Raw genomic sequence first — 24,482 nt, 5'->3', positions numbered from 1 at the left:
TAAACTTCGTTGGTTACAATCGATTTAAGGCAGGTTTAAACGTTATTCAATTGATGTATTTTTGATTTGTCTTAAACCAAGTGACATCACTCAGTTTGAGAAATATACGATATTGCCTGTCTCAAACCACCCGTTTTCATTTCTCAAACCTCGCGACCCGCTACATTTAGACATTAAAAAAAGTTATGACAGAAATAACGTAAGTTGTAATTGTAGAGTAGAAGGTTTGACCGGATTAATAAAATTCACGTATTATCTTTAGACACAAAAAAGCCTGTAAGCAGTTGATGCGTACAGGATTTTTTATTTTTAATTTGGTCGGTATGAGAGGATTCGAACCTCCGACCCCTGACACCCCATGACAGTGCGCTACCGGGCTGCGCTACATACCGAAATTACTTAGTTTGACTTCAGATATAATGAAAATATCATCATAAATGCCAATCACTTAGCATGGCTGTGAGCCTTGGGGGTTACTAAGTGGATAATTACTGTATCAATTGCGATTTGTTTACGCAAGTAGTTAGTTATCAGTCGGTTATCGATTGATTATAAACTATCCATTTAATAAAATCGTCGACCTTATCTATGCATAAGCAAGCAAGCTGATGAATAGTTCGCTCGTTTACAATCTTTTAAGCTAAATATGTTATTAGTAATAAAATATCTTATTGATTATAAAGTCTACGGCCTTCACGCATGACTTGGATTAATTCTGGTGCGCTCATTTTCTTATCTAAACGTTTTTTATAGTCTAAATCGTAAATGCGGTATTTACCGAAACGATCCAATACTGTTATTTCAGCTTTTTGGTAAATGGCAAAGCGGCGGCTGTCGCCTATGTAAACCCAGGTTTCATTATTAGGTTCTAACAAACTGCGGCCTGAACTGTAATCTGTACTTGGATTGGTGCAACCTAACACATGGCTTAGCAAGGTTGGCGCTATGCCGTAATGGCTGGTGCGGTAATTCACTTTATTACCATGGCTGTCGGGCCAATGGATTATCAGCGGCACTTTAACATTACCTGGCGATAAATCGCTGCGGGCGTCACTGGTATTACTGGTAAAGACCTGGCCGTAAGTGCCAGTGATGAGCACAATGGTATCATCACTCACGTTATTGAGTAGGCTAGCCAGTTGTTGGTCGATAAAGTTAAGTGATTGACGATATTGATTAAACAGCACCTTTTGCGCAGGCTTTAATGGCATGTGCGGTTTGATGGTTTGTACACCTAAAAATCCGACTGGGGTGTCGTAATCTTTTGGTGCGGTAAGATTAACTAAGGCAAACCACGGTTGTGTTTGTTTTGGCTGCCAAGCATTCACCGCATTAATGGTGTTGATATCGGCATCTGCGCTGCCATTATCGCCTTCGCTGATATGAATGTTTATACCGATGAACATTGCGCTATTAGCAGCGTATTGATCATTTTCAGGCGCAAACATGGCTAATTGATAGCCTTGCTGTGACAACGTGTTGGTTAATATTGGGCTGGTGCTATCAAACTCTTTGCGATCGCTGTAGTTGCCTTGTAAGCCATACATGAGGGTAAACATGCTGGTTTCAAAGTCGGTGCCACCGCTATAGTGATTCATAAAGCGCTGATTTTGAATACGATACTGGCTTAAGAACGGCATAGTGACACTGTCGACCATGTCTGCTCGTAGGCTGTCTATGCTGATAACCATAATATTGGGTTGGCTGTCTGCAATACATTGCATCGGACTGATGGGATAGCTCAGCTTACGTGATTTAGTGTTGCGAGACTCTGTTGACTGCATGCTGCTGTCAATGCCGTGATTTTCCATGAACGAGCGTGCTGTCGCAGGGTATGACACTGGATAGGCGTCGTCAAAACGGGTGACTTCAGTCATATTGGTCGCGTCGGCCCAAATATGAAATAAATGGCTGCTGACAAAACAGATACCGACAAACAACACCACTTTGTTGCCCCATTGTTTTTTCTGAATTTTGTCGATGCGTTTCCACAGATAATTGGCCGCAGTAAGCTCAACAATCACAATGACGATAGGTGTCACTATGTATGAAGTGCTGTGTAATAGCGCATTGAGATCTTGCCAGGCTAAGTCGAACGCAAAAGGACTTAAATGGATACCGTAGTCGTCATAAATAATGGTGTCATACAGTAGGGCATATAAACCAAGTGAGGCGATAAATGCAGCAAAACCACGTAAAATTTTGGAGTAAGGTAATAATAAGGTAATCGGGAAAATAAAAATTAAGTAACCGATAAAGGCCAAAAAGGTAAAATGACCTATGGTGCTGATTGACAGGTAAGCCCAACCAATAATGGTTTCTGGGTAGCCGACACTGCCAATATATCGAGCGCCAATTAACATCGCTAATATGCCATTAAAGAAGGCAAACCAGTGACCCCAATTAACTAAGCGTGACACTTTATCACGCGTCATTTGCTGCTTTTTGCGCTCGATCATGTTAACTCGTATTCCTACGTTATTATCACAGACTGTTTTCAGTGTAACTGATTGTTAGCATTGGTGATAAATTTTATTTAGTCGATTACTTAACCGACTGTGTTAAGGCTTTGGCAAATTGCTCAGCAACTTTTTGGCGTGATTCACCAGGGACTTTTTTGTCGAGTAAATGGGTCACGCAATTGCCCAATACCATTAGGCTTAAATCGGTTGGTGCTTGATGCTTAGCTAGTACTGCAAGCAGCTCGCTGATAAGTGCTTCAACTTGAGTGTTTGTGTATTTAGATTGAATTGCCATAGTCAGAAAACTTCAATAAATAATGAATTAGCTGCACATAATAACGGATTTAGCCGTCGCTCGCCTCAAGTTTTATTCGCTGTATGTGAGGAATATTGTAAACCCTTGTTCGATTTATACGGTTGGTCTGATATCATTCTTTTTTAAATTATCATCTGCGACAGACTAGGATTAACAAGGTTTATGAGCATTAGTATTGAGCAAGCAATTATTCACGAAATTTCTCAAGACAGTCAGGGGCAAATGCGTTGTCGTTTACGCCCGCAACCGTTGTTGAATACTCACGCCGTTGAAACCATGTTAGAAGAGTTACATCAAACCTATTCGGGTAAAGCGGGTAAGGGGTTTGGCTTTTTTGGAACCCATGGTGATGATGGCGAAGCCAACAGTGAATTTTCTGATGCACTAACCGGTTATCGCAAAGGCGATTTAGGTTTTGTTGAGTTTAGTGGTCAAGCGAGCCAACTGTTGCAACAAGAACTGGCCAAGTACGATTTTAGCCAAGGCGGTTTTTTGTTGATGTCTTGCTACACCAGCATGACGAGCGACTATTTATTTGTGGCGTTATTAAGCGCTAAGTCGTCGATGACAGTATTAGATGACATGGAATTGTCGCAAAACAACCATTTAGATTTAAACAATATTCAATTAGCTGCGCGCATTGATTTAACTGAATGGCAGGCCGATAAAAGCTCGCGTAAGTATATTTCGTTTATTCGTGGTCGTGCTGGCCGTAAAGTTGCCGATTTCTTTTTAGACTTTATGGGCTGTGTTGAAGGCGTTAACATTAAAGCGCAAAACAAAACCCTGATCCATGCAGTTGAAGATTTTGTCGCAGGTAGTGAGCTTACCAAAGATGAACGCCAAGATTGTCGTAACAAGGTATTTGATTATTGTTCTGAACGCGCAGGTTCCGGTGATGTGATTGAAGTTAAAGATTTAGCCGATGAGTTAGCTGATTCTGGTATGGATTCATTTTATGATTTTGCGTGTGGCGGCAGTTATGAGTTAGACGATGAGTTTCCGGCCGATAAAGCCAGTCTACGCAGCTTGAAGAAGTTTTCAGGCACAGGTGGCGGAGTTACCTTGAGCTTTGATGGCGGCCATTTAGGTGAACGGGTTATTTATGATCCGATATCTGACACTATTTTGATTAAAGGCGTGCCAGCCAATTTGAAAGACCAATTAGACCGTCGCTTAAAAGGCGAATAACTTAAGCTTAATTGGTGTTGTTACAACAGCGTCCTATTTGGGCGCTTTTTTATGAGCGAAGATAATAGCGAGTCTAGGTTTAACGCGTGCTATGCTTTGGTGAGTTAGCGAGTAAAGCGAGCTAACATGTTGTTGGATCTAGTGTTGCGTGTGAACTTTGGGTTCAATAGCGTGCAGAGTGACATTAATTTACGCAGATTTTTATATCAATTTACTGATGCTTAAATCGTGTCAATGGCGGTGAACTTTGCAACGTTTTATTTGGATTTATATAACGGCTTAGCTCATGGCTTATTTAGCAAATTACCGATCAAATTATCTAACTGGTACGATTTTTGGCGCAGTTGAATATTTTACTTTTCATTCATTTGTAGTTGAGTAAACTAGCGCCACTTTTTGAGTGTTTTTGTTTGTTATGCTTGTAATAGCCTAACGGACTTTGGGGGAGCGATGATCACTGCATACGCCTATCAAAATAGAGAATTAATCACCACCGAATTGAGTGTGGGCGATAAAGTCCCTGAATCAACCTTGTGGTTAGATTTATTAAAACCCGACGACGAAGAGCGTCAATGGTTGAGGCTATTCTCTGCTGAAGAAGTACCTGACGAAGAAGATATTAAAGAAATTGAGGCTTCGGCGCGTTTTTACCAAAACCAAGACGGTTTACACATTAACTCGTTGTTTCCACAGCGGGTGAGTTCAGATGTACGCGCAGTGAACGTGTCGTTTAACTTGCGAGAACGTTTTTTGCTAACAATACGTGAAGAAGATGTCGGCCTTATTCGTTTACTGCGTAATTACCTACGTTTAGGGCGCTTGGATATTACCACTCCACAAGGCTTATTGTTAGAGCTCTTTACTTTGAAAGTTGATTATCTATCTGACTTAATTGAAGATATTTATAGTATTTTAGAAAATGTTGGCGAGCAAGTATTTAATGACGAAGAGCTTGACGGTGTTTTTAAACTGATTACCTTGCAAGAAGATTCGAACGGTAAAATTCGATTGAGTTTGTTGGATACTCAGCGTTCATTACGTTATATGCAACGTTATTATCGTGACCGATTGTCAGATGAAAACTTGAAAGACATTCGTGAGATGCTATCTGACATTGAATCATTGATGCCACACAGCCAGTTTATTTTCGACAAGTTACAATTCTTATTGGATGCAGCGATGGGATTCAGTGGCTTGCAACAAAACAAAATCATTAAGATATTTTCGGTGTCGGCGGTAGTATTTTTACCCCCTACGTTAATTGCCAGCAGTTATGGGATGAACTTTCATATTATGCCAGAACTCGACTGGCGGTTTGGCTACCCAATGGCAGTGGCATTAATGCTAGCCAGTGCAGCAGGAACCTACTTTTTCTTTAAACGGAAAGGTTGGTTATAACGCAATTTATTTTAGACAAAATAATGCCATCAATTGTTGCCGATTGATGGCTTTTTTTATGTCTCAAATACTTGAGTTGGCTAGGGTAAATAAACTGAAATGGTGTTGTGTAAGTCACTCATTAAAGAGATGAAATAGTCTATGTTATCTGCAGCACACTAGTTTTGGCCAATACCTAAGCTGATTTGTTCTCTAGGATTGAGGTATTTATGGATTTTTTCTGGCAATGCTGCGGCAGGTAGACTGCGAACAATAGTTAAGCCTTCATCTTGTAAACTGATGATGGGGGCTAAATCTTTGGGTACCAGTTGGTCGTAAACCACAATGTTAGGGCACAATAGCTTTTGCAAGTTTACTGACATAACCATGGCAAATTGGCCACTGGATAATTCAATAATGCTGCCAGGCGGATAAATACCTAACATTTTGATTAACATGCTAATATATTCAGTATTGAGTTTGTTTTTATAGTTTTTATACAGTAACCCCAAGGCGATACTTGGCGGTTTCCCTTTGGTTTGGTTGGTGCCATTACTCAAATTGTCGTATTCGTTAACCACGGCGATTAACTGCGACAGCTTGTCTAATTTGTCGGCTTTGAGCCCTTGTGGGTAGCCACTGCCATCTAAAAATTCGTGATGATTAGCAATTAACGGTTTGGCTTCGTCTGGAAAGCTGTCAGCGAGTTTAAGAAAATTAATGCTCATTAATGGGTGTTGTTTAATGAAGTTTTCTTCTGGTGTGGTAAGAGGCACTCGCTTATTGATAATGTTACTCGGAACTTTGAGTTTACCTATATCGTGAAATAACCCACCAATACCAATCGTTTCAACTTCTTCGCGGCTCCAACCTAGCTCTTTTGCCATTAACATACACAACATGGCGACGTTGAGTGAATGGTGATAAATATGCTCATCATTTTTGGCATCGCCCATTAAATGTAAGGCTAAATTATCGCTATTGAGTAGCATGGTGGTCATGTTGCTGATGAGGTCTTTCGCTTCACTGACCGCATTGAGTGGTCGGCTACTGATTTTAGAGACCATTGAACGCATCATCGACACTGAGCGATTAAATTGTTGTTCGGTTTTCTTTAAATCTCGTTTGAGCTTTTGTTGCTCATCTATTTTGGCCGACTTCTGGTTAATCATTTGCTCTTTTAGTGCGTTGAGGGCCTGCTCGTCGGGTTTAGAGGTGTTGGCATTCTCGGACGTTACAGGCTCAATATCGCTTTTTTCGGGATCAAAAAAAACATCTTTTAGCCCTAAGCCTTTGATAAGTTCAATTTGTGCAGCGTCTTTAATTTTAAAACTGCTAAACAGGAAAGGGTGGTCTTTCCAGGAAATAGGCAAGCGGATAAAGGTACCCACTTCTAATTGTTCTACAGCGATTTTTTGGTTTTTTTTCATATTCAATCGATAGTTACTTTGAAGAACAATGAGCTATGTTATGTATTGCCCTTTACAGGCACTTTAATTGCGTGGCAGCATACTACTATAAATAAATTAACAATAGTCACTCCCTATGGATTTTATTGAAGTATATCCCAACGCGATAAGTAATGATTTATGTGATCGCTTAATTGCGGCATTTGAAACGCATCCGAGTGTAGGGCCAGGCCATACAGGTTTTGGCGTAGATACCGAGAAAAAGCGCAGTCGTGATTTAATGTTAGATGCTTTTGATGATTTAGCTGAATTAAAAAATGAACTTTTAGCGGCGACATTTACCTATATTAGCGATTATTTTACCCAATACTCGTTAACCTTAATGGGAGCGGTTTCTGTACAAGTAGCAGATGAAAATGGTCAACCGCAAACGTTAACGCCTGATAATTTTGAGGTATTGGGTCGGCCAAGGGCAGCGGCATTAACTAAATATTTGTATCGCAGTGGTACGATTAATGTGCAGCATTATCAGCAAGGTGTGGGTGGATATCCGCATTGGCATTCAGAGCAGTATCCACAGAATGGCCATAATGAGGCGCTTCATCGGGTGGTGTTATACATGTTTTACCTGAATGATGTTGAAGAGGGCGGCGAAACAGAATTTTATTATCAACAACGTAAAATAAGCCCCAAAAAAGGCACTATGGTGATTGCTCCAGCCGGTTTTACACACAGCCATCGTGGCAATGTACCTATTAGTAACGATAAGTATATTGCGACTTCTTGGGCGATGTTTAATCGTGCCGAGCAACTTTATGCGCCATTAAGTTAGTGATTACTGTTGAGTAAAACCAGTTGTGGCTTTATATGCTTATTTGATTGCTGACTTTGTTGCTGCGTGCTTATGCCGTTGCGGGGAGCTGAATGACAAAAGCTGCGCCGCCAAGCTCGCTAGTACCAATGGTCATTGTGCCGCCATAACTGCTAACGAGCTCATGGCATACTGCTAGACCAATTCCTTGTCCCGATGATTGAGTGTCGGCTCTCATACCGCGTTGGATTATTTTTTGTTTAATGGCGTGGTCTACGCCGGGGCCGTCATCTTCAACACTGAGTTGGATGATATTGTTATCGAGGCTCGCGGCGCTGATCATGACGTTATTGCCACATAAGCGAAATGCATTTTCCAGTAAATTACCCAATAGCTCCATTACATCGCCTTTGCTGAGTGGTAGTTGCAATGATGCTGATATGTTTAGGGTGAATATGACATGTTTGTCTCGATATATTTTATCGAGCATTTGCGCAAGTTGTTGAGCAATCGGTGCGATAGCGGTTTGTTGTTGACGTAAGCCTTGTTGGCCTAACATGGCACGCTTGAGTTGATACTGTACTAAATGATCCATGTCATTTATTTGTTCAAGTATTTTTTGGTGCTGTTGCTGACGATCTAATGAGTCATCGTCAATGATGGCAATACTGGCGGCGAGACGCGTTTTTAAACTGTGAGCAAGGTCGTTCATGGCATTTTGATAGCGCGTTTGACGTTGATCTGTTTGGTCCATAAGTTGATTTAATGCCGTGGTGATGCCTTGTAATTCAACGGGGTAATCTTGTGAGAGGCTTTTTTTATGTCCTTGTTGCAGCTGTATCAACTCTTGTTTCAGCTTCGTTAATGGCCGCATTCCCCAGTAGGCTGCACTTACTAGCAGTAACAGTGCAATAGCCATTACCATTGCCAATCTAAAATAAGTGAGTCGATTAAATTGACTGAGTTCAGTTTTCAATGTGGTGGCGTCTTTTAAAATCAATAGATGATACATTTCGGTTTCAACGTCAATGCTGAGCAAGTAAGCAAAGTAACTTTGTTGGTCATTAAAATTGAGGTAGAACGGTGGAAAATCATCTTTTATATCAAGATATTGTTCACAAATGTTATTCAAGTTTAAGCTGATAGCGAAGTCAGAACGCCATAAGGTGTTATAGCTGCTATTGCAGGTAGCCATAATGTATTGCGTGTCGACGTCGTCACCTTCACGGGCCTGGGTGATAGGGATTAGATTGTTTTCGCGAAACTCAGCGGCAATGATGGGTAGTTGAGCTATTAAGGCGCTGGTGGTTTGGTTATAGCGATTTTGGGCATGGAGCAAGGTAATTAACCAGGCCAGACCAAATCCTACTAACGCGATAATACCCAAGGAGGTTAAGAACATCCTGGTAAGCAGACGTTTTTTAGGTCGTAAAATTAGTCGCATGGGTGGTTAAATTTATATCCTTGGCCGCGAAGGGTAATGATGGACTGTTCTATTCCACCTTGAGCAAGTTTCTTTCTTAATCGGCTGACCATCACTTCAATAGTGTTGGGATCGCCTTCTTTGTCGGCATAGACCACATCCAGTAAACGCTGTTTAGCGACAACCTCATGGCAATGGCGCATCAAGTATTCCAGAATAAGGTATTCAAAGGCAGTGATGTCTAATGGTGTTTGGTTTAGCGTTACATGTTTTGCCGCGACATCTATTTGCAGAGCACCGCTGGTGATGGTTGAGCGAACAAAACCACTGCTGCGGCGCACTATGGCATCAAGTCTGGCGATGAGTTCTTCTTTTTGAAATGGTTTAACTAAGTAGTCGTCTGCACCAGCATTGAGCCCTTCGACTTTATCTTGCCACGTTAGTCGAGCGGTTAAAATTAGAATCGGCGCTTTAACATCTGCATTACGCAGCATTTTGATTAGACTTATTCCATCTTGATCGGGTAAGCCTAAATCAATAATAGCAGCATCAATAGGATAATTAGTGGCTTGATAAAATCCTTCTTTTGCGGTTAATGCCACTTGCACTTGATTACCTTGATCTGATAACTGCACCTGTAAATGGTGTGACAACAGAGGGTCGTCTTCAATAACCAATATGCGCATAATCCATCCTTGTTAAGCCGTCACTTTATGTGAAATGTGCTTGGCCAATATTACCCTACAAGTTGGTAAGGTTAAATATTAACCAAACTTTTTATGATGGTTATATTAAAACTTATTATCATTATGGTCATCGTAGTAATTATTCTTGCTAACATTTCACACTGAATGGGCTTTGTCGGTGTAATCAGGTATCAGGTAAGTTAGAATAGGGTTATTGACAGACTAACTTTTAAGATTGAGATGAAACTAACACATTTATTATCGGCTAGCTTTTTAAGTTTATTTTCGACAGTTGCATTAAGTGCAACGTTTACCTTTACGGCTATCCCTGATGAAGATGAAAGTCAGCTTCGGACTCGCTTTGATAAAGTGGCTGATTATTTAACCGAGCAGTTGGGCGTGGAAGTGAAATATATTCCGGTAAAGTCATATTCTGCAGCGGTAACAGCATTTCGTAATAACCAAGTACAACTTGCTTGGTTTGGTGGTTTATCTGGTGTGCAAGCGCGTCGTTTAGTGCCCGGTTCTGAGGCTATTGCCCAAGGTTTTGAAGATCAGTTTTTCAAGAGTTATTTGATTGCTCATAAATCTACTGAAATGGCTGCTTCAACTAATTTTCCTTCATTGAATGATTATACCTTTACCTTTGGTTCTAAAGACTCAACTTCAGGCCGTTTGATGCCACAGTATTTTATTGAAAAAAATACCGGTAAGCCAATTGAACAAATTTTTAAACGCATTGGTTTTTCTGGCGACCATAGCCGCACTATCAGCCAAGTTGAAGCAGGTGTTTATCAAGTCGGCGCGGTTAATTACAAAGTGTGGGACACAGCAGTTGAAAACGGTGAAGTTGATACCAGCAAAGTGAAAGTTATTTGGGAAAGCCCTACTTACCCAGATTATCAATGGACGGTGCATTCGGGTGTTGATGAAACGTTTGGTGCAGGCTTTAAAGAAAAGCTGACTAAAACGTTAATTGGTATGACGGATAAAGATTTGTTAGCCAGCTTCCCACGTGAGTCATTTGTACCGGCTAAAAATAGCGATTATGAACCGATTGAGCGCGTGGCAAAAACAATTGGAATGCTCGATTAATGTTGTCGTTGGTTGATGTTGATTTAGGTTATAACCAGCAAATTATATTACCTAAAGTGAATTTGTCATTTAAGGCAAAAGAGCATGTGGCTATTTTAGGCCCTTCAGGCGTGGGTAAAACCACGCTGTTGCATCACCTTTATCAACAATTGGCCGAGCAGACCTGTTTGTGCTCACAAGCACAGGGGTTAGTTGATAACCTGTCGATATATCACAATGTGTTTATTGGTGGGTTAGCGCGTTATTCCCGTTGGTATAATTTGGCTAATTTGTTGTTGCCGTTTAATAAGCCGCAACAACAAATCGGCGCTATTTGCCAGCAACTAGAACTAACCGTGCCTTTGCAACAGAAAGTCAGTGAGTTGTCTGGTGGTCAGCGCCAACGTGTGGCCTTAGCCAGAGCGTTATTTCAACAACAATCAGTGTTTATGGGCGACGAGCCCTTTTCTGCATTAGATCCGCTAATGGGCTTACGATTACTAAACTTGATTAAGCAAACGCATCAGAGTGTTATTTGTGTGCTACATGATGCCGAGCTAGCGTTAGCAAACTTTGAGCGTATTATTGTCATTAGTGATGGCAAAGTAGTACTGGATGACAAAGCGAGCCAATTATCTCTGGCTCATTTATCACAGCATTATGCATTAGCCGATTTACCAAACCATTCAGTGGCATAAATATGAACATGTTGATGCTGCTAAGCGATTTATCTTCATTCTATCCCCGTTTTTATAATGCCTAAAATGATGACTCACAGTCGCTACTCTTTTGTAGGGCATTGGCAGAAAATCACTCTGTTGCTTTTACTCATGGTCTCCGTGTGTTGGTTTTTTGCTGATACCGAGGTGATTGCACTCGATCCTTGGTCTGAGCTTGGTCGCATGTGGCAAGGCTTTGTGCACCCTGACTTTTTCGCGACAGAGTATTTACTTGATGCGCTGTGGCAAACCATTAGTTTTGCGCTGCTTGGGATTACGATTGGGTTGCTATTGGGATTTCCATTAGCATTGTGGTATCAACATCCTGTAGTGGCGGCAATGTGTGCATTTATCCGTGCTATCCATGAGATATTTTGGGCATTGATATTCTTACAGATATTTGGTCTTTCAGCCATTACCGGTATTTTAGCCATAGCGCTTCCTTATGCTGCTACTTTTGCCCGTGTGTTTGCTGATATTTTACAGCAAGCGCCAATGCATACCTTATTTTCACTGCCTAAGGGCACCGATAAACTGTCGGCATTTATATATGGTCGATGGATGCACATGTATCCGCAGATTGTCGATTATATTCGTTACCGTTTTGAATGCGCGCTTCGTAGTAGTGCTGTGTTGGGCTTTATTGGTATGCCGACATTAGGGTTTTATTTAGAATCCGCTTTTCGTCAGGGGCATTATCAACAAGGCGGTGCACTATTAATCTTATTTGTGTTGTTAATTGGTAGCATACGTTTTTGGGCTAAACCGATAATGCTTTGGCTGTATTTACCGCTTGCTGTGTACTTCTTACCTCCCATTCCTGTTATCGACTCGCAACTTATTTGGCGTTTTATCAGTGTTGATGTTTTACCACCGATGCTTCAAGGACAACCCTTCTTGAGCTGGTTTGACACAGATAACCTATCGAAGCTCGTTAACTGGAGTTATACATTAATCAGCCAGCAAGTGTTTCCCGGGATGGTTGCTACCTTGGTACTGGCTTTTTGTGCCTTGGGGTTAACTCATGTGTTGACGTTGGTATTATTGCCTTTTAATACCCGCTTGATGATGCCAAAAGTGGTTATTTTAATCATGAGGGCGGTGAATTTAATATTACGTTCATTGCCTGAATATTTATTGGCTTTTGTGTTTATGATGCTATTAGGGCCCTCGATGTTGCCAGCGATTATCGCGTTAGCGCTGCACAATAGCGGCCTGATGGTCTTTTTAATGTCACGTCAAGCTGACAGCATTAGTGTGCCGTTGACATACAAGCCTAGGATTGATCAGTACAGTTATCTAGTGCTACCTGCCATATACCCACATTTTATGGGACTGCTGTTTTATCGATTTGAAGTGATTATCCGTGAAACGGCTATCTTGGGCATGCTTGGGGTGATGACGTTGGGTTTTTATGTCGACAGTAATTTTTCTGAAATTCGCTTTAGTGGGGCATTGTTGCTGTTGTTTTTCACTGCGGGTTTGAATGTGGTTGTGGATTATTTAGCACGTCGATTATTGCATTATCCTCGCAGCCGTTTACAGGCTTGCTAAAGTCTCTTAGTTTAAAGCTATAAACGGGTAAGCATCGTGGCTCAAACAGGTAACTGCTTGATAAAAATAGTCAACTTATTCAACTGCTTACTTAATCGAATTTAATCATGTTTAAAACTGACCGATAATTTGATGAATTATATTATTGGCAATCGTGACTGCAACGGCAATAAAAATAATCCCAACGAGTAGATCTATAATGGTATTGGCCGCGAGTAATTTTTGTTGTACCCGAGGTTTAGATAGGATCAGTGCGAGTAAACTAAACCACGCCAATGACAACACAAATAACAATACCGTGGCGGCAATTTTAGTTGAGTAATTGACTTGTGGCGTAATCAATACAGAAAATAAAGTAATAAAAAAGATCAGCGCTTTAGGATTCAGTAGATTGGTATATAGTCCAACTTTAAATCCCTTTAATGACGATATCAGCGCCGCTTTTGCCACATTAGGTTGCGTTGATGAAATATCTGAATTACGACGTTTGCTAATCATACTGGTGATAGCTGACTTGAGCGCCCCATATCCCATCCATGCTAAATAGCTACTGCCAATTAGTTGTACGGTCATAAAGGCAACATGAGACTGTTGTATCATCACACTGATGCCCATCAACGACAAAAAAGTGTGAATTAAGATAGCGACAGCAATGCCGAAGGCACAATAAAGTGCGGTTAAGCGTGTTTGCTGCGTAGCCATTTTAACGATAATGGCAAAGTCAGGTCCTGGGCTCATTAATGCCACAATGTGAATAACCGCTAAACCCGCCAATAAAGTCATGTCCATATTTATTCCGTTTTTTATAAGTTAAAGCTGGCTAGATTTTGTTGATATCCATTTGTTGATATCCATTTGTTGATATCCATTTGTTGATATCCATTTGTTGATATCTATGAGAGCTTATTTCAATGTAAGTTGATTATAATGGCACATTTATGTAGGAAAAAGATAATAAAAAAGCGCTAAATTAGCGCTTTTTTATATAAGGTGAACTTAAGTGTTATTTTTTTGCGTTAAGCACTTGTTCTTCAAAACTTTTGGCTGCTTTACCTGCTTGCGAATCGTTGAAGACTTCTTCATTAAATTCGCCTTCTGATTTGGCAATGATCACCGTAGCCACTGCATCACCAGTGACGTTTACTGCAGTGCGGATCATGTCTAGCATTCTGTCTACACCAATAATTAAGGCAATACCTTCAACCGGTAAGCCTACTTGGTTTAACACCATTGCCAGCATAATAAGGCCGACACCAGGCACACCCGCAGTACCGATAGATGCCAGTGTGGCCGTTACCACTACAGTCGCGTAATCCATGATGCTCAGTTCAATACCAAATACTTGGGCAATAAATACCGTTGCAACACCCTGCATAATGGCGGTGCCATCCATGTTGAGAGTGGCACCAAGTGGTAAGGTGAATGACGCGATTTTGTTGTCGACGCCCATTCTGTGCTCTGCGGTTTCAATGGTTACCGGCAATGTTGCGTTGGAACTTGCGGTACTAAAAGCAAACAGCTGTACGTCGCGGATTTTACGTAAAAACATCAACGGGCTGAGACCCGAGAACAGTTTTAGTAGAGTAGGGTAAACCACTAAGCCTTGGATAAATAAAACGGCAACCACCAGGAGGAAGTATTTGACAACACTACCGAAGGTTTCTAAGCCCAACGTTAAGCTGAGGGTCGCCATCAGTGCAAACACACCATAAGGTGCTAACTGCATAATTAAGGTAACCACACGCATAATCACATCATTTAAGTCGTTAAAAAATGACGCTATACGCGTACCTCTTTCACCAATATGTGAGATGGCAAAGCCAAAAACAACTGCAAATAGGATAATCTGCAACATATTGCCTTCACTCATGGCTTGCATAGGGTTTGTCGGTACAATATTAATAATGACTTCAGACAGGCTAGGCGCGTCTTTTGCCGAGTATTCTAATACGTTACCGGCCAAACTTGCATTACCTGGATGGATTAACACGGCTGCTAGAATCGCAATAGTGAGCGCAATAGCGGTAGTGAATAAATAGAAGGATATGGTCTTGCCACCAAGACGTCCCAGTTTAGATGGATCGCTAAGGGAGCAAGTACCGCATACTAATGAGATAAATACCAAAGGTACGACAAGCATTTTTAAGCTTGAGATGAAGATAGTACCAATGACATGTAAGAATCCATCGGTAATGTACTCTTGAATAAATTGACTACCAGGGAAAAAGTTTCTCAATGCTAGGCCAAATATAATGCCTAATGCCATGCCAATTAAAATTTTGCTCGTGAGTCCGAGCTTGTATTGATTACTCACAGAGTGTTCCTTCTCATCATATTATTTTATGTCTTTATTGAATGCGCTAAAGATTAGCAGGTATCGGCAACTTAGGAAATGGCATAAAAGTGAAAGTTTTCGCCAATAAATAGCGAATAAAATAGTAGAGTTATGCTAAAGTTATAAGATGTTTGCGTATTGTTAATGTATAAGTAACTATAATAATTATTTAGTTTAATCTTAATGTAACAGGGAGCCTGACAATGAGGTCAGCATATAAAGTTTATTTTGCGCTTTTATGTTCAATTTTTCTCTTCGCGTGTGGTGGAGGAGGAAGTATTACTGATGATGGAACTGATTCTGGAGGCGATGGTGGAATAACAGAAGTTTTATCTATTTCACTGAGTACTTCATCGAACGATATATCAGCAGCTTCGCCTGCAATTCTAAAAGCAACTGTTTCGAGTTCACTTAATAATTCAGTGGCGAACAAGGTTGTTACTTTTTCTTTATCTGATAGTTCATTTGGGGTTTTTACTCCGACGTCAGGTACAGCCAAAACTAATGCTGATGGTGTTGCTGAAGTAACGTTAAGTACTTCATCTTCTCAAGGGGCCGTTACTGTTACTGCATCTCTTGATTCTGGTGAATCGGCATCTACAGGTGTAACAATGTCTGGTGATGGTGCCGTGACAGGTGAGAATCAAATAAAGCTTTCTTTAAAAGACACCGCCGGTAATGAGATTAGTAATATTAGTTTTTTGACGCCTGGATATATTCATGTTGATTACCAAGACCCCGCTGGCAATCCAATAGTTAATCGTCTTGTGAGTTTTGAACTAAACGATACAGCCTTAGCGACTTTTATCCCTAATAGTGGAACTGCGTTAACAGATGCTGACGGTATGGCTATGATTAAAGTCATAGCAGCCAACAAAGAGGGTGCTGGCACAGTTAATGTTACTATTGATGAACAAGAAACTATTGGGATTAATTTTTATTCTAAAGGTGATGCTGGTGTTTCAGGCTCTTCAACATTAACAGCCAAATTACTTAATGCTGCGGGTACTGCAATAACTGAAATTTCAGATGCGCAACCGGGCTACATAGAGGTTGCTTTGGCGGACTCTGCTGGAGTAGGTATTGCAAATCAAGTCGTTTCATTTGCTTTAAATGATAGTTCTTACGGTACATTTGAGCCTGCTAGTCGAACTGCGCTTACTAATGCTACAGGAATTGCAAAAATTAAATTGCGTACAGCTGATGTGGAGACTGCCGCAACAGTCACTATTAGCTCCGCATTAGGTTTAACTACGTCTGTTAATTTTTACATGTTAGGTGATGGTGTCGCAGCAGGTACCAATAGATTATCGTTAAAGTTAGTTGATAATAGCGGTAACCCAATCTCTATAATAAGTAATTCCACTCCAGCTAAAGTGGAAGCTACATATGTTGATTTAAATGGATTACCTCTGGTTGGTAAATTAGCAACGTTCTCTTCTAGTTTAGGGAATCTATCCCCTATCATAGGTACAGTTGTTACTGACATTAACGGTGTTGCATCAATTAGTTTGACCGCTGGTAATGTTGCGGGAGCGGCTAAGTTATCTGTTGAAATAGAGACTTCTAAAGTAAGTATCTATTTTGAGACCTTGGGCGATGAAGTCATTATTAAGCCTATCGATTCTTATGCTCTAAATCTTACAGTATTCGATTCATCGAGTAATGAATTACGAAATATAAGTAAGACTTCGCCAGGAACAGTAATAGCTTCGTTATTAAAAGATGGAATAGCTGTGCCGAATGCATTAATTAATTTCTCTCTAGTTGGTGAGGGGGTGATTAATCCAACGTCAGGTAATGCACTAACTGATGCGAGTGGTTTTGCTAAAGTGACTCTATTAACTGGTACGGTGGATGGTGCTGGTACTATTCAAGCAACCTTTAATCTAGGCAGTGAGTTATTGGTCGAAACATTTAATTATAGTGTGGCTGGCGATGCTCCTGGTGGCGATGGTGAAAACAATTCATTATCTATAAGCTTATTGGATGGTACTGGAAATCAGGCTTCTAGTATTAGCCAAGCATCTCCAGGCCGTGTACAAGTTTATCTACTTGACCGAAATAACAACCCATTAAGTGGAAAAGTTGTATCATTTTCTAGTAGCTTAGGTGAGTTTTTACCTTCAGTAGGGACAGCTCTTACTGATGGAGCAGGTAAAGCTGAATTAACTATTACAGCAGGAACCGTTGAGGGGGCTGCAACTGTCACTGCTAGCTATGGTTTAACGTCGGCAACAGCTAGTTTTACCACGGCTGGTGATGATATCGATCCTGTCGCAGCAGACCCATCTATCAGTTTTGAAATTTATGACTGTAATGGTGTTGCTGGTTTCGATAAGGTATTGAAAAATTTCGAATTATGTCCTATTACAGATAATATTACCAATCAACGGCCTGGTATTTTAGGGGCAATAGTTAAACTTGATGGTTCTAATCAACCTTTAAAACAAGTCTTAGTAACTGCTGGTACAACATTAGGTGCAATTAGCCCTAATTCAGCAACTGCAATAACAAATGCTGACGGTAAGGCTGTTTTAGATCTATATTCAAACGGTGATGTTGGTGCCGGTGAAGTGTCTTTAAAAGTTAAACAAGTGACTTCTACCAAAGCGTTTGAGATCGGTCGTGTAGATATCTCTCTTGAAGTTAGTACCTATATAGGTACTAATACTTTACCTGCTGGTGGTTCTACTGTTATTGAAGTGACCGTTAAATCTCCGGATGGAAGTATTGAGACAAGCCAACCCTTCACATTAGAGTTTTCTTCTCAATGTATGTCGGCAGGTAATGCAGTGGTTGATTCTCCGGTGATAACAAATGCGGGTAAAGGTTTTGCTACCTATCGAAGCATTAATTGTCAAGGTACGGATACTGTTACTGTTTCAGCAATTACAGGAGCATCAAGTGTAAGTGCTACAGCAGATATTACTATCAGTCCTATCTCTGTTGGATCAATCCAATTTATAAGTGCATCTCCTACAGAGCTTGCATTAAAAGTATCTGGTGGCTTAGATGGTGCTGGTGCTCGCTCAGAAACATCGAGTGTCGCGTTTAAATTGCTTAATGAAGTAGGACAACCGGCAAGCGCTCAACGAGTCTGTTTTGAGCTTTCGACAGATGTGGGTGGGATGGTTATTACTCCAGCCCCATTAGCATCTGACTTTGTTAATTGCCCTAATTTTCCTAAAGTTGGTGATAGCGAATACCCAGCTGACATCAATACACCTAACAAGTATGCTGTTGCCTATACCGATGCAAGTGGTAACGTTTCAGTTACTGTGCGTTCGGGTACAGTTCCAACGCCTGTTAAAGTGTTTGCAGTGTGGCAAGACGCGACTGATGCTACAAGCCCAATCGTTGCCAATGTGTCTGATAGCCTAACGGTCACTACTGGATTAGCTGATTATAATAGTTTCTCGTTATCTGCGACGATTCTTAATCTTGAAGCATGGAATCATGACGGTGCATCTTCCACCATCACAATTCGTTCAGCCGACCATTTCAATAACCCTGTACCTGACGGAACCGTTATTAACTTCAGAACAGAAGGTGGTTCTATAGGCGCTAGTTGCCAGACACTAGATGCAACGGGTGCATGTTCTGTTGAGTGGACAAGTCAAAACCCTCGTCCTTTTGAAGGAACATCGGTTGTTTGTCCTGTTGCTTTTGTTGGTGGTGGTGTAGATGCTTCTCGTCCACCTTGTTCAGGTAATTTATTATCAGCTTACGTTGATGGTAGCGCTTCTATAATAGCTGAACCACGTCCAGGTCGTTCTACGATAACTGCGTTTGCGATTGGTGAAGAGAGTTTTGTAGACTTAAATGGTAATGGTCTGTTTGATACTGGTGAAGATTTCATCGATTTAACTGAAGCCTTTACCGATCACAACGAAGATGGTAATTACCGAGGTTCACCAGTTCCTGCTGGCGCTGTAACCGAGGAATACATTGACTTTAATGCCAATGGAAGCTTCGATAGTGCAGATGGATTTTATACGGGTTTACTGTGTGCAACATCTTCTGCCGCAAGCTGTACTCAAACAGGTGTAGATAACACTCAAGCACAACTTAATGTGTTTAGGAACATGCCTATTGTTATGTCAGGCTCTGTACCTTATGGCCGTTTAGTTGATATTGATTCAGGTGGAATATTACTCCTGTTACAGCGATAGACTTAACGGCTTTAACAGGTGTTTCGGATAAGACGGTCTACCTGTTTGTATCTGATTTAAATAATAATACCTTACCTATAGATACTACGATAACGACGTCTTTAGATAACGGTTTATTATCTTCTTTAGGTAGTTTTACGATTGGTAATAATGCATCAAATAGGCCTTTATTATATGGGTTTACTGTTACTCGTGAAGCGAGTCCTAACCAAAAATCTTCTGGGTTGCTCATTATTACAGTCAAAACTCCACTTGGTGAAGCTGAAAGTTATAGTGTAAGTGTCCGTGATGATGGTTAATATTTCGACTTGCTTCCGCTACTAAATTGGTGATTTAGTGTTAAATCGGTCACATTAGTGACCGATTTTTTTGTTTAATATGTTGAGTTTTTTACATATGAAAATGCCGTTGATTTTATCAACGGCATGTATTGAGTTTGAATCTTTTTTAAAACGTTATCTTTGGAACTGATACACGCTGCCTAACTTTAATATTTGTGTGAGTTCATCTAACGCGGTGCGTGATTCAATAATTAATTGTGGATCTGCTAGATCGCTTACCGTGAGTTGGTCACGATAATGTCTATCAACCCAAGCATTTAATCGCGTAAATAAACCGTCATTCATCAATGTGTTTTGATTAACTGCAGCGACTTCTTGTTCGTTCATCGCGACTCGTAAACGTAAACAGGCTGGACCACCACCGTTTTGCATACTTTGCTTAACATCATAATAGCGCACTTGTTTGATCGGCGTGCCTAAGGTAACAAGTTCATTTAAGTAAGCAAATACAGCAGGGTTTTCCTGGCAATTTGTTGGCGCAATAATGGCCATTTCACCTGAAGGTAGGGTGATGATTTGGGTATTAAATAAGTAACTACGAACGGCATTATCAATGGATACTTGCTCTGTGGTGACTTTGACAAAATGCATATCAGAGTTCATTTTACGGCGAATTTCATCGAACTTTGCTTCGGTATTTAAAAACGCTTGTTCGTGGTAGAACAACACATTTTTGTTACCCACTGAAATAACGTCATTGTGGAATACACCTTGATCAATCACATCTGGATTTTGCTGCATAAACACGCAGCTTTCATCTTCAAGTTGGTGCAACCGCGCTACTGCTTGAGATGCTTCCAAAGTTTGGCGAGCTGGATATTTTGTTGGTTTAGGGGCGTTAGGGTTAGTTGCTGTTTGACCATAGACAAATAATTCAACGCCAGCATGACCATATTCAGAACATAGTCGAGTATGATTAGCTGCTCCTTCATCACCAAAGCTTGCGTGTTCTGGCAAATGTTGATGATGCTTAAAATAGCGGTCGTTATTAAATGTCGCCTGCAAAATATTGCCGGTAGTGACAGGTTCAATACTGCGGTGTAATTTATCAACTAAATTAGCTGGGGTGAAGTGAACTTTACCGTCACAGGTGTCTGCACTGGGTGACACTGTAGCCGCGTTAGCTGTCCACATACTTGATGCACTGCAACAAGCATTAAGTAGCGCAGGAGCCTGCTGAGCAGCTTTTTGTAAAACCTCAGCGTCAGACCCAGAAAAACCAATTCGACGCAATGTGTATAGGTCTGGGCGCTCCTGTGGGGCTAATACCCCTTGCACCATCCCCAAATCTGCTAATGACTTGGCTTTTTGCAAACCTTGTTTAGCTGCCGCTTTAGGATTTGATGTCTGGGCCGCATTACTAAATGAGGCCACATTACCAAATGATAATCCGGCATAGTTATGGGTTGGTCCAACCAAGCCATCAAAGTTCGCTTCAAAATGCTTCATTCGTGATCCTTGAGAATTTTAGTGAATAATTATTATTGTAGTTACACTCATTTGTGTTACTTATAAAAAAGGAACGTGATTGTTCATGTCAGTTAACGCTAATTTAACCCCAGTATACTGAAGCTATAAGGGTTAACAAGGTGTGGTTAATTTGTACAAATGTGTATAAATGACTAAAAATGCACTGAAGGTGCTCGCAAGTATCATTAAGTGAAAAATTACGTTTAAAAAACGCATATTATTTTTTACATTTTTTATTTTTGATTCAATTCTGATTAAAAAATGACTTACTAGCCATGTAAAAGAGGGATTAACTTGAAACTATTGTCTCAACCCTCTATATATGGAATCAATTTTCTTTTTTTCGAGACTTTTTGGCGCAAATAAAACTATGGGTAAATCGCTAGTTATTGTCGAATCGCCGGCCAAAGCCAAGACAATTAATAAATATCTTGGTAAAGACTTCATTGTGAAGTCGAGTGTAGGTCATATTCGTGACTTACCAACTTCGTCTACTTCTGACGGTACAACTGTGACTAAAACCGCAGCAGAAGTTAAGAAATTATCTCCTGAAGAAAAAGCTAAATACAAGCTGATCAGAGACAAACAAGCGCTTGTGGCGCGAATGGGTGTTAACCCAGATAAAGATTGGGCGGCTAAGTATCAAATTCTGCCTGGTAAAGAAAAAGTTGTTAAAGAATTAAAAGCGTTAGCAGAAACTGCTGACCAAATATATCTCGCAACGGATTTGGACCGTGAAGGGGAAGCCATTGCCTGGCATTTACAGGAAATTATTGGTGGTGATCCTTCACGGTATCAGCGAGTTGTGTTCAACGAAATTACTAAAACAGCGATTCAAGATGCGTTTAGTAAACCGTCGGTACTTGATACCAATATGGTTAATGCCCAGCAAGCTCGTCGCTTTTTAGACCGTGTTGTTGGCTTTATGGTATCACCATTATTATGGAAAAAAGTCGCTCGAGGTTTATCTGCTGGGCGTGTTCAGTCCGTAGCAGTGCGCTTAGTTGTAGAGCGTGAAAGTGAAATTAAAGCGTTTGTTCCAGAAGAGTTTTGGGATATCCATGCTGAGTTAAATACACCTACCGCCGCTAGCTTGAAAATGCAGGTGATGAAGTATCAATCTGCTGCATTTGAACCGATTAATGAAGCGCAAGCTAAAGTCGCTGTCGATGCGTTGCGTGATGCAAAGTATGTTGTCACTGCGCGTGAAGATAAAGCAACCTCAAGCAAACCTTCGGCACCTTATATTACGTCGACATTGCAGCAAGCTGCCAGTACTCGTCTTAGTTTTGGTGTTAAGAAAACCATGATGATGGCGCAGCGTTTGTACGAAGCTGGCCACATTACGTATATGCGTACCGATTCAACCAATTTGAGTAAAGAAGCGGTTGAAAACTTACGTGAAATGATTGGTGCCGAGTTCGGTGACAAGTATTTACCGGCAGAACCTATTCGTTATGGTAGCAAAGAGGGCGCTCAAGAGGCGCATGAAGCTATTAGACCGTCGAACGTGGCTGTGCAGTCCGCTTCGTTAACCGATATGGAAAGAGACGCTCAGCGCTTGTATGAGCTTATCTGGCGTCAATTTGTGTCATGTCAAATGACACCTGCTCAATATGATGCAACACGTTTAACGGTAACCGCGGGTGATTACGAATTAAAAGCCAGTGGCCGTACCTTACGTTTTGATGGTTGGACTCGTGTTCAGCCACAAGTGAGTAAGAAAAACGAAGAAGATAAGACGCTACCAGTCGTTGCAAAAGGTGACAAGTTAGTGCTTGAAACCTTATCTCCTAAGCAACACTTTACCAAGCCTGCACCGCGTTACAGTGAAGCGTCTTTGGTTAAAGAGCTTGAGAAGCGTGGTATTGGTCGTCCTTCAACGTATGCGACGATTATTTCAACCATTCAGGATCGTGGTTACGTTAAAGTTGATAACCGCCGTTTCTTTGCTGAAAAAATGGGTGAGATTGTCAGCGAACGCTTAGTCGGCAGTTTTAAAGAATTAATGAGCTACGACTTTACCGCCAGCATGGAGCAAACATTAGATGATGTTGCTCAAGGTAAGCTGGACTGGAAAAAAGTATTAGACGGTTTTTATGGCGACTTTACCAAGCAGTTATTGTTGGCCGAGTTAGATCCCGATGAAGGCGGTATGCGCCCTAATGAGATGGTATTAACAGACGACATTAAGTGTCCAACCTGTGGCCGTCCAATGGGTATTCGTACTGGTTCAACAGGGGTGTTCTTAGGTTGTTCTGGTTATGCGTTACCACCTAAAGAACGTTGTAAGACCACGCTTAACTTAACCCCAGGTGAAGAAGCGGTAAGCGACAATGAAGATGGCGAAACGGAAGCGTTACGTGCTAAACATCGTTGTGGTAAGTGTGGTACCGCGATGGACAGTTATCTCATTGACGAAACACGTAAATTACATGTTTGTGGTAATAACCCGTCATGTGATGGTTACGAAGTTGAAGCTGGACAATTTAAGATTAAAGGCTATGAAGGTCCAATTATTGAGTGCGATCGTTGCGGCAATAATATGGAACTTAAAAACGGTCGATTTGGTAAGTATTTTGGTTGCACCAATAGCGAGTGTAAAAACACCCGTAAGTTGCTGAGAAGCGGTGAAGCGGCGCCACCAAAAGAAGATCCTATCTTTCTACCTGAATTAAAATGTACTAAATCGGATGCTCACTTTGTGCTTCGTGATGGTGCTGCTGGCATATTTTTAGCCGCCAGTACTTTCCCTAAATCGCGTGAAACACGTGCGCCGTTAGTGGAAGAGTTAGTGCAGTATCGTGATTTGTTATGGCCTAAATATGCGTATCTTGCCGATGCGCCAGTCGAAGATGATGAAGGCAATAAAGCCTCGGTTAAATTTAGTCGTAAAACCAAAGAGCAGTATGTTGCTACTGAAGTTGACGGCAAAGCTACCGGTTGGTCTTCTAAGTTTATCGGCGGTAAATGGGTTAGTGAATCAACTAAGAAAAAAGCTAAGAAATAATTTTTAGTATTGATTGATACATAACGCTCTTTATAAACGCTACCCAATTGGGTCAATGCCGATCGTTTAAGGGCACTTGACCGATCTTGCAGATGAAAGATAATCCCTACCAGTATTCTGGTGGGGATT

At 41.0% G+C, this 24,482-nt stretch carries 17 protein-coding genes and 1 tRNA gene; 8 read left to right on the top strand and 10 right to left on the bottom strand.

Annotated elements, in window-relative coordinates; translation table 11 throughout:
• Window positions 1–315: 315 nt before the first annotated feature.
• The 3 genes from AAEY99_RS18130 to AAEY99_RS18120 form a co-directional block, all read right to left on the bottom strand.
• A tRNA-Pro gene (locus AAEY99_RS18130) sits at window positions 316–392 on the bottom strand.
• A gap of 276 nt (window positions 393–668) precedes the next feature.
• A complete protein-coding gene (locus tag AAEY99_RS18125) occupies window positions 669–2,459 on the bottom strand; it encodes a DUF3413 domain-containing protein (protein ID WP_351011467.1) in 1,791 nt (596 codons plus the stop codon).
• Window positions 2,460–2,544: 85 nt separating this feature from the next.
• The gene (locus tag AAEY99_RS18120; protein ID WP_011637946.1) at window positions 2,545–2,757 is read right to left on the bottom strand and encodes a YejL family protein; all 213 of its coding nucleotides are present in this window, start codon (window positions 2,755–2,757) and stop codon (window positions 2,545–2,547) included.
• A 183-nt stretch (window positions 2,758–2,940) separates the two neighbouring features.
• Between AAEY99_RS18120 and yejK the strand changes: the two genes are divergently transcribed.
• Both yejK and corA read left to right on the top strand, forming a co-directional pair.
• Entirely contained in the window at window positions 2,941–3,969 is a 1,029-nt protein-coding gene (gene yejK, locus AAEY99_RS18115; protein ID WP_101088015.1) for a nucleoid-associated protein YejK, read from the top strand.
• 450 nt (window positions 3,970–4,419) lie between these two features.
• Window positions 4,420–5,367, top strand: a complete 948-nt coding sequence (gene corA / locus AAEY99_RS18110; protein WP_101088017.1) for a magnesium/cobalt transporter CorA — start codon at window positions 4,420–4,422, stop codon at window positions 5,365–5,367.
• Between the two features lie 158 nt (window positions 5,368–5,525).
• Here corA and AAEY99_RS18105 read toward each other — a convergent pair whose 3' ends face one another.
• Window positions 5,526–6,776: a cyclic di-GMP phosphodiesterase gene (locus AAEY99_RS18105; protein ID WP_101088019.1), complete on the bottom strand. Its 1,251-nt coding sequence runs from the start codon at window positions 6,774–6,776 to the stop codon at window positions 5,526–5,528.
• A 115-nt stretch (window positions 6,777–6,891) separates the two neighbouring features.
• On the opposite strand from AAEY99_RS18105, the gene AAEY99_RS18100 reads away from it, so the two are divergent.
• On the top strand, window positions 6,892–7,587 hold the full coding sequence (locus AAEY99_RS18100; RefSeq protein WP_351011466.1) for a 2OG-Fe(II) oxygenase: 696 nt from the start codon (window positions 6,892–6,894) through the stop codon (window positions 7,585–7,587).
• A 70-nt stretch (window positions 7,588–7,657) separates the two neighbouring features.
• On the opposite strand, the gene AAEY99_RS18095 is transcribed toward AAEY99_RS18100, so the two are convergent.
• Both AAEY99_RS18095 and AAEY99_RS18090 read right to left on the bottom strand, forming a co-directional pair.
• Window positions 7,658–9,010 carry an ATP-binding protein gene (locus AAEY99_RS18095; RefSeq protein ID WP_182744938.1) on the bottom strand — a complete coding sequence of 451 codons (1,353 nt, stop codon included), beginning with the start codon at window positions 9,008–9,010 and terminating at the stop codon, window positions 7,658–7,660.
• The gene (locus AAEY99_RS18090) at window positions 9,001–9,675 is read right to left on the bottom strand and encodes a response regulator (RefSeq protein ID WP_101088025.1); all 675 of its coding nucleotides are present in this window, start codon (window positions 9,673–9,675) and stop codon (window positions 9,001–9,003) included. The genes AAEY99_RS18095 and AAEY99_RS18090 overlap by 10 nt, the downstream gene beginning before the upstream one ends.
• A gap of 240 nt (window positions 9,676–9,915) precedes the next feature.
• Between AAEY99_RS18090 and AAEY99_RS18085 the strand changes: the two genes are divergently transcribed.
• The 3 genes from AAEY99_RS18085 to AAEY99_RS18075 are packed head-to-tail and all read left to right on the top strand — an operon-like array spanning window position 9,916 to window position 13,022.
• Window positions 9,916–10,770, top strand: coding sequence for a putative selenate ABC transporter substrate-binding protein (locus AAEY99_RS18085; protein WP_350979649.1), 855 nt, complete (start codon window positions 9,916–9,918; stop codon window positions 10,768–10,770).
• A complete protein-coding gene (locus AAEY99_RS18080) occupies window positions 10,770–11,447 on the top strand; it encodes an ATP-binding cassette domain-containing protein (protein WP_350979647.1) in 678 nt (225 codons plus the stop codon). Before AAEY99_RS18085 ends, AAEY99_RS18080 begins: the two co-directional genes overlap by 1 nt.
• Window positions 11,448–11,504: 57 nt before the next feature.
• Entirely contained in the window at window positions 11,505–13,022 is a 1,518-nt protein-coding gene (locus AAEY99_RS18075; RefSeq protein WP_350979645.1) for a PhnE/PtxC family ABC transporter permease, read from the top strand.
• A gap of 111 nt (window positions 13,023–13,133) precedes the next feature.
• On the opposite strand, the gene AAEY99_RS18070 is transcribed toward AAEY99_RS18075, so the two are convergent.
• Window positions 13,134–13,811 carry a LysE family translocator gene (locus tag AAEY99_RS18070; protein ID WP_059745481.1) on the bottom strand — a complete coding sequence of 226 codons (678 nt, stop codon included), beginning with the start codon at window positions 13,809–13,811 and terminating at the stop codon, window positions 13,134–13,136.
• 214 nt (window positions 13,812–14,025) lie between these two features.
• Window positions 14,026–15,336, bottom strand: a complete 1,311-nt coding sequence (locus AAEY99_RS18065; protein ID WP_277949095.1) for a dicarboxylate/amino acid:cation symporter — start codon at window positions 15,334–15,336, stop codon at window positions 14,026–14,028.
• Window positions 15,337–15,560: 224 nt separating this feature from the next.
• Here AAEY99_RS18065 and AAEY99_RS18060 point away from each other — a divergent pair, with 224 nt between their 5' ends.
• Window positions 15,561–19,532 carry an Ig-like domain-containing protein gene (locus tag AAEY99_RS18060; protein ID WP_351011463.1) on the top strand — a complete coding sequence of 1,324 codons (3,972 nt, stop codon included), beginning with the start codon at window positions 15,561–15,563 and terminating at the stop codon, window positions 19,530–19,532.
• Between the two features lie 37 nt (window positions 19,533–19,569).
• Here AAEY99_RS18060 and AAEY99_RS18055 read toward each other — a convergent pair whose 3' ends face one another.
• Both AAEY99_RS18055 and astB read right to left on the bottom strand, forming a co-directional pair.
• A complete protein-coding gene (locus tag AAEY99_RS18055; protein ID WP_351011461.1) occupies window positions 19,570–19,764 on the bottom strand; it encodes a hypothetical protein in 195 nt (64 codons plus the stop codon).
• Between the two features lie 223 nt (window positions 19,765–19,987).
• A complete protein-coding gene (astB, locus tag AAEY99_RS18050; protein WP_162022778.1) occupies window positions 19,988–21,322 on the bottom strand; it encodes an N-succinylarginine dihydrolase in 1,335 nt (444 codons plus the stop codon).
• Between the two features lie 391 nt (window positions 21,323–21,713).
• On the opposite strand from astB, the gene topA reads away from it, so the two are divergent.
• Entirely contained in the window at window positions 21,714–24,353 is a 2,640-nt protein-coding gene (topA, locus tag AAEY99_RS18045; RefSeq protein ID WP_335692282.1) for a type I DNA topoisomerase, read from the top strand.
• Window positions 24,354–24,482 lie beyond the last annotated feature (129 nt).

The organism is Shewanella sp. S1-58-MNA-CIBAN-0166, assembly GCF_040310085.1.
Classification (GTDB): domain Bacteria; phylum Pseudomonadota; class Gammaproteobacteria; order Enterobacterales; family Shewanellaceae; genus Shewanella.
The sequence above is the reverse complement of the archived record's forward strand: the minus strand, read 5'-3'. Positions and strand labels throughout refer to the sequence as shown.